The 13,648-nt window shown below is 28.1% G+C and carries 12 protein-coding genes, 1 tRNA gene, 2 rRNA genes and 2 riboswitches; all 15 genes read right to left on the bottom strand.

Annotation, left to right across the window (positions count from 1 at the left end; all coding sequences use genetic code 11):
- Position 1: 1 nt before the first annotated feature.
- Positions 2-1,072 (bottom strand): pyridoxal phosphate-dependent aminotransferase, encoded by a 1,071-nt coding sequence (locus tag VN21_RS09995; protein WP_084822066.1) that lies wholly within the window; start codon positions 1,070-1,072, stop codon positions 2-4.
- Positions 1,073-1,089: 17 nt separating this feature from the next.
- Positions 1,090-2,046: an adenosylcobinamide-phosphate synthase CbiB gene (gene cbiB, locus VN21_RS09990; RefSeq protein WP_046823135.1), complete on the bottom strand. Its 957-nt coding sequence runs from the start codon at positions 2,044-2,046 to the stop codon at positions 1,090-1,092.
- Positions 2,039-3,394, bottom strand: coding sequence for a cobyrinate a,c-diamide synthase (locus VN21_RS09985; protein WP_046823134.1), 1,356 nt, complete (start codon positions 3,392-3,394; stop codon positions 2,039-2,041). Before VN21_RS09985 ends, cbiB begins: the two co-directional genes overlap by 8 nt.
- A gap of 8 nt (positions 3,395-3,402) precedes the next feature.
- Positions 3,403-4,914 (bottom strand): cobyric acid synthase, encoded by a 1,512-nt coding sequence (locus VN21_RS09980; RefSeq protein WP_046823133.1) that lies wholly within the window; start codon positions 4,912-4,914, stop codon positions 3,403-3,405.
- Positions 4,915-5,033: 119 nt separating this feature from the next.
- A riboswitch (cobalamin riboswitch) is annotated at positions 5,034-5,211 on the bottom strand.
- A gap of 32 nt (positions 5,212-5,243) precedes the next feature.
- The gene (locus VN21_RS09975) at positions 5,244-5,849 is read right to left on the bottom strand and encodes a histidine phosphatase family protein (protein ID WP_046823132.1); all 606 of its coding nucleotides are present in this window, start codon (positions 5,847-5,849) and stop codon (positions 5,244-5,246) included.
- An 11-nt stretch (positions 5,850-5,860) separates the two neighbouring features.
- Positions 5,861-6,631, bottom strand: a complete 771-nt coding sequence (cobS, locus tag VN21_RS09970; protein WP_046823131.1) for an adenosylcobinamide-GDP ribazoletransferase — start codon at positions 6,629-6,631, stop codon at positions 5,861-5,863.
- Between the two features lie 4 nt (positions 6,632-6,635).
- Positions 6,636-7,196, bottom strand: coding sequence for a bifunctional adenosylcobinamide kinase/adenosylcobinamide-phosphate guanylyltransferase (gene cobU, locus VN21_RS09965; protein ID WP_046823130.1), 561 nt, complete (start codon positions 7,194-7,196; stop codon positions 6,636-6,638).
- A gap of 13 nt (positions 7,197-7,209) precedes the next feature.
- Positions 7,210-8,256: a nicotinate-nucleotide--dimethylbenzimidazole phosphoribosyltransferase gene (gene cobT / locus VN21_RS09960; RefSeq protein WP_046823129.1), complete on the bottom strand. Its 1,047-nt coding sequence runs from the start codon at positions 8,254-8,256 to the stop codon at positions 7,210-7,212.
- Positions 8,257-8,362: 106 nt separating this feature from the next.
- Positions 8,363-8,538: riboswitch (cobalamin riboswitch) on the bottom strand.
- Between the two features lie 283 nt (positions 8,539-8,821).
- Positions 8,822-8,944 (bottom strand): hypothetical protein, encoded by a 123-nt coding sequence (locus tag VN21_RS19265; RefSeq protein ID WP_264303198.1) that lies wholly within the window; start codon positions 8,942-8,944, stop codon positions 8,822-8,824.
- A 186-nt stretch (positions 8,945-9,130) separates the two neighbouring features.
- On the bottom strand, positions 9,131-9,811 hold the full coding sequence (locus VN21_RS09955) for an ABC transporter ATP-binding protein (protein WP_046823128.1): 681 nt from the start codon (positions 9,809-9,811) through the stop codon (positions 9,131-9,133).
- Between the two features lie 66 nt (positions 9,812-9,877).
- On the bottom strand, positions 9,878-12,445 hold the full coding sequence (locus tag VN21_RS09950) for an FtsX-like permease family protein (protein WP_046823127.1): 2,568 nt from the start codon (positions 12,443-12,445) through the stop codon (positions 9,878-9,880).
- A gap of 42 nt (positions 12,446-12,487) precedes the next feature.
- On the bottom strand, positions 12,488-12,772 hold the full coding sequence (locus tag VN21_RS09945; protein WP_052952037.1) for a response regulator: 285 nt from the start codon (positions 12,770-12,772) through the stop codon (positions 12,488-12,490).
- 297 nt (positions 12,773-13,069) lie between these two features.
- Positions 13,070-13,186 (bottom strand): 5S ribosomal RNA (rrf, locus tag VN21_RS09940).
- Between the two features lie 9 nt (positions 13,187-13,195).
- Positions 13,196-13,270 (bottom strand) — tRNA-Thr (locus VN21_RS09935).
- 53 nt (positions 13,271-13,323) lie between these two features.
- A 23S ribosomal RNA gene (locus VN21_RS09930) occupies positions 13,324-13,648 on the bottom strand; the annotation flags it as partial.

Below are 13,648 nucleotides of genomic sequence, written 5' to 3'. Positions count from 1 at the left end.
CCTATTCTCCTAGAATTTTATTTAATTGGTTTAATATTTTTTTATTTTCTGAATGACTTTTTATCGCTATCCTAATATAACTTTCATCTAAATTTCTAAAATTAGATGCATCTCTAATAAGTATGTTCCCTTCTAGAAATAATTTTTCTTTTAATTTACTTGCTTTTGTATTTAGCAATTTTATTAAGATAAAATTTGTATTTGTATCATAAACCTTAATTGCTTTTATATCTCGTAATTCCTTTAAAATATATGCTCTTTCTTTTATAAAAAATTCTTTGCTATTTTTGATATATTCTTTATCTTTAAATATATAATTCGAAATAATATCTGCAAAAGAATTTATAGTCCATGGTTCTTTAATTTCATACATCTTATCTAAAATGTTTTGATTACTACATACTCCATACCCTAGCCTTATCCCTGGAATTCCAAAAAATTTAGTTATAGCCTTTATTATAAAAATATTTTCATTTTCTTTAATATGTTCTATAAGACTATAATTTTCTTCATGTTCTGCAAATTCCATAAAAGTTTCATCTACTATAAGCAATTTATTGTGCTTTTTTAAAAGTTCTACTAGTGAACTTAAATCATATGTTTTTCCAATAGGATTTGATGGATTACATATAAATAAACTATCAAATTTATCTATGTTTTCCTTTATATAATTTAAATCAAGTTCAAAATTATTATCTTTATTCAGATATAAATTTAAAACTTCTAGCCCACTTAAATTTGCGCTTCTTTCATATTCTGAGAAAGTTGGGTTCAAAATAGCTATCCTTTTACCTATACTTTTCATTAAAAGATATATTATTTCAGTAGCCCCATTTCCTGGTATTATATTACAGCTATCTACATTTAAATATCTAGCTATATTTTCTCTTAGTCTTTTATAGCTTATATCAGGATATTTATTGCATACTCTTAGCCCTTCTAATATATATTCATCTAAATTTGGTATTAAATATGGATTTATATTAGAACTAAAATCTATAATATCTTTTGGATTTTTTTTATAAGCTCTACACATATCTTCTACGTTTGCTCCATGTCCAAGGTCTTTCATGATTTCCACCCTCTATCTTAAAGTACTATATAAGTAATTATTGAAAATATAACTAAAGCTATAAATGACGTTAAATACATTATTTTATTTGTTCTTAATATATCTTCAGCTTCTAACTCTCTATCTTTATCCCCTATAGTAGGTTTATAAACCTTTTCTCCAAAGTACATGTTTGTTCCTCCTAGTTGTACTTCTAGAGCACCTGCCACTGCACCTTCTGCATATGCGCAATTTGGACTTTTGTGGTTTTTTCTATCTCTCATAGCTATCTTGATACTTTTTTTAGAATTAAATCCTAATATAAAACTTGCTATCATCATGAAAAATGGTGTTATCCTAGCAGGTATAAAGTTTGCTATATCATCAATTTTCGCAGATGCAAATCCTATGTCTCCATACTTTTCATTTTTATATCCCACCATTGAATCTAATGTATTTATAGCTTTATAAGCCATTGCAAGAACAGGTCCTCCGATAAAGCCATACATCATAGGTGAGATTATTCCATCTACTGTATTTTCAGCTACAGTTTCTACAGTAGCTCTTATTATTTCATTTTCATTTAAACTAGTTGTATCTCTCCCAACTATATAAGATAGTTGTTTTCTAGATTTTTCAATATCTCCAGTTTTTAAAACTTCATATATTTTTTTTGCTTCATCAGCTAAACATTTTGTTGATAATGTTGTATATAATATTATCGATGCTATAATCACATAAAAAATATTATTTATGCAAAGTAAATTCAGAATTAAATTTGTTACTAATGCTGTAAATCCTACTGTTATAGTCCAAAGTAGGAAGCCCCCTATTTTCAATTGTTTTTTTGATTTGAAAATTATTCTTATTTTTCCTTCTGTAAATCTTATAAGATTTCCAATAAATCTAACCGGATGTGGAAAAGAATATGGATCTCCTATAATCAAATCCAGTAAATACGCTATAAACATTACTAAAATTATTAATTTACTCATTTCTATCACCTATAAATTTTATTATTGAATCTAAATTATTATAAAAATGAGTATGTAAATATGTAGCTAATGTATTCCCTTTTGAATATCCTCCATCCCATTCATCTACAATTTTATTGCCTCTTTTTTTAATCATTTTATAAGCACAGTTTTCATCACTTTTAAATTCTGAGTGATGGAATTCATGACCTTTTATAATTTCTCCTTCATTGGAAAGAATTGTATCTTCCTTAGCTATCCCATCACAGTATCCGAATCTTTTAAGTGAACTTGTCATTTCACTAGTTCCTTTAAATATTCCTACCATATTATAAATATTTTCATCTGAATCTTTCAGAGTTTCCCCTAAATACATAAGACCACCACATTCAGCATATATAGGTATATTTTTTTCATGTGCATTTTTTATAGATAATCTCATACTTTCATTTAAATGCAACTCTTTTGCAAATATTTCAGGAAATCCGCCTCCAATGTATATACAGTCTGCTTCAGGAACCTTCTTATCATTAAGAGGACTAAATTTAACAATTTCAACCCCCATATGTTCTAATAGTTCTATATTTTCTTTATAGTAAAAATTAAATGCTTTATCATAAGCTATAGCTACTTTTTTGTTTTCAAACCTTGGTAAATCTTTTAAATCAAAATTACTTTTTACTGATTCACTTTCTGAAATTTCAATTAGTCTATCTATATCTATGTATTTTTCTATCTCATATCCTAAATCACTAAATTTTTCTTTTAACGATTCCATTTCAACACTTGGAATTAAACCTAAGTGCCTAGACTCTAAAGAAAATTTTTCATTAGGTGGGAAATAACCTAATACTTCAGTATTACAATATTTTTCTATAGCTCCTTTTATAAGTTCATAGTGACCTTTCGTTTTTACATTGTTTACTACTACACCTTTTATATTTACATTTTTATCTAATTCTTTATATCCAAGAACCATAGCTGCTGCTGAAGAAGACATAGCCTTTCCATTTATAACCAATATAACTGGGGCCTTTAGTAATTTAGAAGTATATGAACTTGTACATGCATCTAATTCTATACCAAATCCATCATACAATCCCATAACCCCCTCTATTACCGATATATCAGCTTCCTTTGATGCTTCATTTACTATATATTTAATTTTTTCATCTTCCAACATATATGAATCTAAATTTCTTGAGTCTCTCCCAGTTATGAATGTGTGATACGATGGATCTATATAATCTGGTCCTACTTTATACGGTTGAACTTTTAAGCCTCTTTTAGTTAGCGCTTGCATTATTCCCAGTGAAATAGTAGTTTTTCCAACTCCGCTATTTGTTCCTGCTATCAATATTTTTTTCATATTATCACCTAACCATTTATAATCTCATATATTTTTTCCATATCTAAACATTCTCTTAGTATTTTTGCTAACTTGTCATACTCTTTATTTTTAAATTCTTCAAACGAAGTTATAGAACTTTGATTTTCTTCTAATCCTTTGCTCTTCCTTATTGAATTTAATATTTCTCTTGTAAAACTAGCATCATCAAAAATACCGTGAATGTAAGTTCCAACTACATTTCCTTCTTCATTTATACATCCCTCTTGATATGAAACATTATCTTCTAACTTTTTAGTTATTGTCAGTAGTGATTTTCCTTTTATATCTGTTTCACCCATATGTATTTCATATCCCTTTACACTAATATCGCTTAATGAATTTAAGTATCCATTTAAATCTTTATTTATAATAGCTTCAACTTGAGTTGTAACTTTTTCTTTTTCAAATTTAGTTTCTATATCTAAAAGTCCCATTCCATCAATCTCTTTTATAGATCCCTCTATACCTTCCGGGTCATATAATTTATTACCTAAAAGTTGATACCCTCCACAAATTCCAAATATTAATTTACCTTGTTTTTGTAAATCTTTTATTTGCTTTTCTAATCCGCTCTCTCTTATATAAATTAAATCCTCTATTGTATTTTTACTTCCCGGTATTATGACCATATCTGGGTCTGATAAAGACTCCCCTTTTTCTATGTATCTAATACTTACATCTTCTTGTATCTCTAGCATATGCATATCTGTAAAATTTGACATGTACGGTGTTCTTATTATCTCTATATTCACATCATTCTTTTTAAATTGTTTTTTAAATCTATCTGTTACACTGTCTTCATCTTCTATGTTTAAATCACTATATGGAACTACTCCTAGGACAGGAACTTTTATAATATCTTCTAGCATATCGATTCCCGATTGTAAAAGTTCTACAGTCCCTCTAAATTTATTAATGATAACACCTTTAACTCTTTCTCGTTCTTTTTCTTCTAATAAAATCATTGTTCCAGCTATAGATGCAAACACTCCCCCTCTATCTATATCAGCAACTAATACTACAGGTGCATCTGCAATTTCTGCCATTCCCATATTAGCAATATCTCTATCTTTTAAATTAATTTCTGCACAACTTCCTGCTCCTTCTAGAACAATTACATCGTACTCATCGCTCAAGTCTTTATAAGTTTGTTTTAGCATTAAGGCAAGGTCTTCTTTATAATCGTGATATATGCTAGAACTTACGTTATCAAGAACCTTTCCATTTACTATTACCTGACATCTATTTTTCCCTGATGGTTTTAATAAAATTGGATTCATTCTAACATCAGGTTCAATTCCAGCTGCCTCAGCCTGAGTAACTTGTGCTCTCCCCATTTCTAATCCATCTTTTGTTATGTATGAATTTAATGCCATGTTTTGAGATTTAAAAGGTGCTACACTATATCCATCTTGTTTTAGTATTCTACATAATCCAGCTGCTAAAGTACTTTTACCTACATTAGAAGCTGTTCCTAAAAACATTAATGATTTACTCATAATAAAAGTTTCCTTTCCAATTTGTATTGTTTTTTTATTGCAAAAAAGACCTATCCAGAATGGATAGATCTTAAAAAAGTATATACTTAACCAATTTTAAAATCCTTCACCCCGAAGACTTTATTTCCATAAACTAGGCAGGTCTCCTGACTCAGCTTCATCCTAGTCCTATTCCTTCCCGTAAAATCACAGTGGTGTCTAATAGTTTCGTCAGCATTACAGTAGCGGGGGCTGCAAAGGATTCTAACCTTTTTCCCTATTAATCTTTAATGAAGAACCTAATTTATGTCTATTTTTATGATGTTTTTTATATATGTTTGTGTATGTATTTATGTTAAATATAAAGTATTATTTAGTGTATGAATTACAGAAAATCCATCTACTATGTCTATAATACTAACTGATGCATTATCTATTTTAAAATTCCAGTGATACTCATGTGTATTTCCAATTAAATAAGAAATGATATTTCTTATTGTTCCTGCATGAGCGCATATCAAAATGGTTTTATCTTTATTACAATCCAATATATAATTTATTTCTTTGCAAACTCTGTTATAAGAATCTACTAAACTTTCCCCATTTGGATATTTATATTCAAATCCATTTTTAATTATTTTTTCAAATTCTTCTCGGAAATTATTTTTTATATATTCAAAATCCATTCCTTCAAAGTCTCCAAAACTAATTTCTCTAAGATTCTCACTCTCAACAATGTCTAAGTTTTTAGATTTAGCTATATCCTTTATCGTATTCTTAGTTCTAGTAGATGTAGTTGTATATATACAATCAATATTTTCTTTTTCTAAGAATTTATTTAGCTTAAGTATTTGTTGTTTACCTAAATTACTTAATTCACTATCTATATGTCCAGATAAGTTTCCATCTATATTATCCTTTGTTGTAGCATGTCTTACTAATATAAGCTTTGACATAATCTCACCTCTTATTTTAATCCAAATGTCAAATATATAAAAATTAAATATACAACCTCGACAAGTTCGGATGTACATCCAAGTATATCTCCTGTTATTCCATCTATTTTTGAATATATATACTTAACAAAACATCTAGTAAATATAATCATAACTGGTATAAATGCTATTACTTTAATTATACTTATTGCATCTAAATTAAATAATACTGAACCTATAAATGCTACTAATATTGCTGTATATGCTATACCAATTAAAATCATATTTAAAGTTGGCTTTCCTATAAAAACATTCCCCATACCATTTTTTCTTGGTGTTACACTTTTATAAGAAGCTATTACAATAGCCATTCTTGCAAATACAGGCATAAATATTAAGTTATATAAATTTCCTGATTCTACAATAGAATACACCAACCCAAGTTTCATAAGAATCAAAAACAATACTGATAACATTGCATTAGTTCCCAATCTTGAATCTTTCATTATTTCTAATATTTTTTCTTTATCTCTGTAGCTATATATACCATCAAATGTATCCCCTACTCCATCTAAATGCAATCCTCCTGTTAATACAACAGTTGCTATTAATATATTTACAGCCGTTATATAACTATCAAATACTAAACTTGATACTAGTCCAACTATAAAGTATAAAATTCCAAGCACAAATCCTACTAAAGGAAAGTAGTACATAGTTTTATGAAATTCATCATCAAATCCTATATCGACTCTAATTGGAATTCTAGTTAAAAACTGTAATATTCCTATAAATCTTTTCATATTACTACTCCTTAATTTTCATAGGTATACCACTTACAACAAAGTAAACTTCATCAGCACATTTAGCTATATACTGATTTATCCTACCTACTATATCAGAATATACTCTACAAAGTTTATTATCAGGCACTAAACTCATACCTAACTCATTAGTTACTATTACAAAGTATAAATCTGTCTTTTTAATTTCATTTATTAGCATTTCAATTTGCTGTTTTATATACTTTTCCATCTCATTAGTTTCTTCTGGCGTGCATTTATCAAAATCTATTCCATAGTCAAATATTAAATTATTAACTAATAGTGTTACACAATCCAAAATAACAGTTTGATGTTTATTACCTAAATTATCTATTATCGAATATATATCTTTAAAAATTTCATAAGTTTCCCAATTACTCGGTCTACTCTCTTTATGTTTTTTAACTCTATCTTCCATCTCCTCATCAAAAGGAGTAGAAGTTGCTATATATGCTGTTGAATTTTCTCTACTTATACATAAACTTTCTGCAAAACTACTTTTTCCAGATCTAGATCCACCAGTAACTAAAATTAACTTGCTCATAAATTTCACCTTCTTATTTTCCTATGTCTACTTCATCAGTTGTTGCCATATTTTTATATGCATAATTTGCAGCTTCTATAATATTGAAGGCTAATGCTGAACCACTTCCTTCACCTAATCTCATATCCATATTAAGCATAGGATTTAACTTTAATATTTCTAAAGCCTTAGCTGCTCCTGCTTCTGCTGATGTATGTGATGCTATCATATACTCTTTAACCATAGGATTTATAGTGTATGCTATTAAAGCTGCTGCATATGATATAAACCCATCAATAACTATTGGAGTTCTATTAGCCGCACAAGCTAAAATCACGCCTGCCATTCCCCCTATTTCAAAACCTCCAACTTTAGATAATATATCAACTCCATCTAATTTATCTGGTTTATTTAATTCAATTGCTTTTCTTATCGTGTTAGCTTTATGAGCTACTCTATCTTTTTTAAGTCCTGCTCCTATTCCCGTAACATCTATAGGATCACAATCAGCTATAACAGAAACTATAGCGCTACTTGGAGTAGTATTACAAATTCCCATTTCTCCTATTCCTATAAGGTTATATCCTTTTTCTATACTCTCATTTGCTACTTTTATACCTATTTCTAAACATCTAATAGCTTCTTCCCTAGTCATAGCCGGACCTTTTGCCATATTAGAAGTTCCTTTTCTAATCTTATAATCTATAACTCCATCTAATTTTTCATCTGTATTTATTCCTAAGTCAATTGCAACAACATCAGAATTTACAAATTTAGATATAGCTCCTACTCCACATACCCCTTTAGTAAAGTTCGGAAATTGAAGTCTCGTTATTTTCTGAGGGTCTGGTGCTACACCTTCTTCATATACTCCATGATCTCCTGCAAAAGCAATCACTATTTTTTTATCTGTATCAAAATATTTTTTTTCAGTTATTCCTGCTATTTGTATACATATATCTTCTAATTTTCCTAAGCTCCCCACAGGTTTAATTAATTTATCTAATCTATCTTTCGCTGCATTCATATGTAATTCACTTAATGGCTTTATGTTGTTTATCGTCTGTTCTAAAGTTTTCATGACTACCTCCTTAAATTACAATAAAAAAAGACTTAACTCAAGAGTTAAGTCTTTAAATATGTCATAAAAATATTTTAAGATTTAAATTCTTCACCCCGAGAACCTAGTTATATAATATACTAGGCAGGTCTCCTGACTTAGCTTCTTCCTTGCTCTAACCTTCCCGTAATTTTAACAGTGGTAAATAGAGTTCGTCTGCATCACAGTAGCGGGGACTGTAGAGGGATTACACCTCTTTCCCTATTAATCTTAAATGTAAGAACCTATATATATTTAAGTTATTTAATTTTGTTTTATTGATATTATGTATAAAAAATTCGCTTCACTCATGTCGCCAACGACTCCGTCCGTTGCTCAAAATGTCATTTTTTACTTCCACCAAAATATTTGTATCACTACGTTGTATAAGTTATCTACAAACATTTGTTAAGTAAAATTTCCTTAAGCGTAAAAAATCTCCCCACATACAACTAATTCTACATTAGTGTACATAAATCCTTTAATTTTTTCCATTGTAATTATTTACTTATCTATTTGAGTATATATAATAATACCATAAAAATGATTAATTAGATAGAGTTCGTTGGAATATATTATAATATACACCTTTTTTACTTAAAAGTTCTTCATGTGATCCTGACTCAACAACCTGCCCTTTATTTAAGACATAGATTTTGTCAGCATTCATTATTGCAGATAATCTATGTGCTATAACTATAACAGTTTTATTTTTTAATAATTCACTTATATTTTCTAATATAAACTTTTGAGATATATTATTTGGTGCTGATGTTGCTTCAACTTATACACGTACCAATTAAAATTCCTGTATATTATTGAAATGCAATAAGTTCCCCTATACTCATATTTCCTTTTAACCTTGCCTTATTTCTATTAGTTTACCATCACTTATAGTAATCATTATATCTGCCATTTTTGCTATTTTTTCATCATGAGTTATCATAACTAAAGTCTGATTAAATTGTTTAACACAGCTCTTTAATATATCCATAACTTCGTCACTAGTTTTACTATCTAAATTTCCAGTGGGTTCATCTGCAAATATTATAGAAGGTTTATTTGAAAGTGCCCTTGCTATTGCAACCCTTTGTTGTTGACCACCAGATAATTCATTTGGAAATTTCTTTATTTGATTTGTTAATCCTAATTTATCAATAATATTATCAATATATTCTTTATCTACTGGCTTTGAGTCAAGAGATATTGGTAAAACTATATTCTCATATACATTAATTACTGGTATTAAGTTGAAGCTTTGAAAAATAAACCCAAACTCTTCTACTCTAATTTTAGATAATTTATCATCATTTAATGTATATATATCCTGATCTCCTAAATATACATTTCCTGATGTAGGTTTGTCCAATCCTGCCATACAATGAAGCAAGGTACTTTTACCACTTCCGCTCTCTCCAACAATAGCAGTAAACTTACCACTTTCTATTTCTAAAGTAATACCATCAACAGCGTTTACCCCGCTATCTCCTTTTCCATATATCTTTTTTAAATCTTTTGTTTTTATACTTTTTTTCATATATTATCAATTCCTTATTTTATTATAGTTTGTCTATATACAGACTTATTAAAAATATAAATTATTTTAGTATTTATTTATACCCTCACTTATATCTATATTGTCTATTAACTTTGACTTGAAATACCCTATTAAAAAAGCAAATAAAATTGTTATTGACATAAATATAAGAACCTCTTTTGGAGGTATGTATATATCACTCATGTTCAAATTATGTCCTAATTTTGCATGTATTTGTTTACTTTTGGTGAAAAATATAAGCTCATCTATTGAAACTGCAACCCCCGCTAATACACTACCTATAAGGCTATAAGCTAAAGCTTCATACATAACTAACTTTTTTAAATATTTCTTTTTAAGCCCTATAGCCCTTAATATAGAAAACTCTCTTATATTGTTATTAATATTTATACTAACTGTTGTATATATATTAAATAATGCAGCTATCAATAGTATAGACCCTATCATCAACCTAGACTTTAAGTAACTATTTGAGTCAGTTGAACTTTTATATTTGTTATTTGGAGTAATAATATTCAAGGAATTATACTTTTTATTTATGTTATCTACTAATTTATCTGCTTGTTTATTACCCTCCCCATCTATATTAAAGTTTACTTCCTGTATATAAGTGTCATTTGTTATATTCTTTAATGATTCTAAATTCATGTATATACCCATATTTACAGCATAATTTTGCATTCCGTTATTATATTGGTATGATTGATCTAGTATAGCATTAACTCTACATTTATATGTTTTGTAACCAAATTCTTTATTATCTTTTTTGTTTAGCACTTTAAACTCAAATATATCTCCTATTTTTAAATTTTTAATAGCATCTTCCATCTTACCGTTATATATATTGCTAAATTTATTGCATATTGCAACATCTATAAATTTATTATTTTGTTCATTAATTTTTTGTATATTTCCTTCTTTTACATATTTATTTAATTTATTATAATCATCAATTCCACTTATCAAAGCCATTACTTCTAAATTTTTTTTTTTATTATCTTTTATACCCTCCATTTTAATATAAGATTTATTTAAATTATCTTTTGATATTGTTAAATATCCACATGTATGATTTAATAAATTAAAATTTTTTACTCCTTTAATCTTCTTTATATTTGACGTCTCTTCCATACTTATCTTATCTATGCTCTCATCAACATTTTCATAAGGCTTTATCATGTAACTATATTCATCTTTAAGTCCTACTGAATATTTTTGTGTATGCTTAATATAGTTTTTCATATTCGTAGATGTACATGATATAAACACAAATCCACTAAATGCAATTATGGCAATTGAAATTATTGACTTAGATTTGCTTCTTAATAAATTGTTTTTTAGAAGTGTTTTTAGAATTTTCTTATTCTTTTTTGCTTTATACTTAACCTTGTCACTTTTATTTATAAGATCCATTGGGTATTTTTTTAATGATTTTAATATAGGTAAACATATTGCTATTAATAATGCACCTAAAGTTATTAAAAAAGCTTTACCTACTATAAGATGTGAAATATTTAACTTAACTTTGCTAAAATCACTTATATTAAATAAGTTGGATCCTACAAATATACTCATAGCATATCTTGCAAAAATAATAGAAGAGATAAACCCTATAAATCCACCTATAATAAATAATATACTCATTTGAAATAAATAAAATCTAATAACCTTTTTATTAGACATTCCCACTGTTCTTAAGTCTCCAATTTGATTCATCATTTTACTAAGAATTATATTAAAATAATTAAAAATTGTAAGAGATGCAGTTATTGCTACAAGGATTTTTACCTCTTTTTGATTCTCCTGTTGGAAAGCTCCATATAATCTAAGTGCCGCATCCAAGTATTGATTACTAGATACGTCTGATTGTCCATCTTTTCTAATATCTGTTGTATAGTCAGATGATGGATCGTATTTTTTTCTTATTTCATTAAATTTCTGATCTATATTATGTTCATTAATCCCTTTAACATTATAAATCGTACTATAAGTTATAAATTTATCTGGTATTATATTTTTACTATCTCCAACAAAGCTATCTAGTTCTATATCTTCAAGGTTATAATAGTCTTCAACTTTACTTATAACACCAACAACCTTATAATTATCTTTTTTACTATAAATTTCATTAGTTTCATCTAATTTATAATTAATTTTATTTACTCCTGAAATACTTTTATTTAAAATATTTTCCTTATCATATTTACCTAATAACTTTGAATCTATAATAATTTCATGTTCATTTTTAGGATATCTTCCTGAAATAAGGTCATAGTTTAAATCCTTTAAATAATTTTTATCAAATGAATATAGTTTACTTTTTAATCCATCTTGTAAAATAAATTCACCTAAATTTTTAACTGTAGATAAATTATAAACTTCATCTACCTTTTTTAATTTTTCTATATTTTCTTTATTATTACTTATAAATGTTCCATCATAATATCCTGCAATTTCTTTAGCCTGGTTTATTTGATTGATAGACATACTATCTCCTATTATGTCTACTCCCAGTATTAATGTGATTGCAACTACTATAGAAGCTATTATAGTAATTGACTCTTTTCTATTTTTTCGTAAATACATTAAGGCTAGCTTTAGCTCAAATAACATTTTTTCTCTCCCTATAAAAAATATTAAATTAAATTGTAATAATTAACTTTCAAAAACTTCCTTTATAGACGAAATAGTATGCTTTTTTAAAGCTACAAATTTAATTGGCTTTAATAAATATCTATATACTCTAAATTCATATCCGTCTTGTAGATAATCTATTACCCCTGTTATAAATATGATTTCACAACTTTTGTCTTTTTCTCTAATTTTTTTGCCACTTCCATACTTATTAACTTTTTCATATGCATCTTCAGGGTAATTATTTATTAAATCCTCTCCACAATCAAATACTATTATTTTAAATTGATTAGTTAATTTACTCAATATAATTTCTAAATTATAATACTTCTTTTTTCCCCTTATTTTGCTATATAAATATATTAACACAATACACTTATATGGTAAATTTTTACAAATAATTTAATTCTTTTTTATTAAAGCATCTTTTAATTCCTCATCACCTATAGTAGTTGCGTAATTCTTCTTTATATTTTGCATAACAAAAAGTGGTTGGTATTTAGTTTGCAGCGTAGTGGTCATTTAAAGCATCTTCTCAGCTTTATGACCCAAGCGCAAACTAAATACCAACCACACCTAAATTTACGTAAAATAAAAAAGATTACGCGGCTACGTCCTACTCTCCCAGGCAGCTTCCCACCAAGTACCATCGGCGCTAAAGAGCTTAACTTCTGTGTTCGGAATGGGAACAGGTGTATCCTCTTTGCTATAATAACCACATAATCTTTATGGAGCTAGTGATAGGAATCGAACCTACAACCTGCTGATTACAAGTCAGCTGCTCTACCGTTGAGCCACACTAGCAACTAAGTTTTAATGCTTTGAAAACTGAATAACATTAGTAAGATTAAATAATCTTGGTCAAGTCCTCGATCTATTAGTATCGGTAAGCTACATACATTGCTGCACTTACACCTCCGACCTATCAACCAGGTAGTCTTCCTGGGATCTTACCCTTACGGTGGGAAATCTTATCTTGAAGTTGGCTTCGCGCTTAGATGCTTTCAGCGCTTATCCATTCCGTACATAGCTACCCAGCCATGCCCTTGGCAGGACAACTGGTACACCAGAGGTACGTCCATCCCGGTCCTCTCGTACTAAGGACAGGTCTCCTCAAATTTCCTACGCCTGCGACGGATAGGGACCGAACTGTCTCACGACGTTCTGAACCCAGCTCGCGTA

Source organism: Paraclostridium benzoelyticum (assembly GCF_001006285.1).
Taxonomy (GTDB): domain Bacteria; phylum Bacillota; class Clostridia; order Peptostreptococcales; family Peptostreptococcaceae; genus Paraclostridium; species Paraclostridium benzoelyticum.
This window is presented reverse-complemented; position numbering and strand designations above follow the sequence as displayed.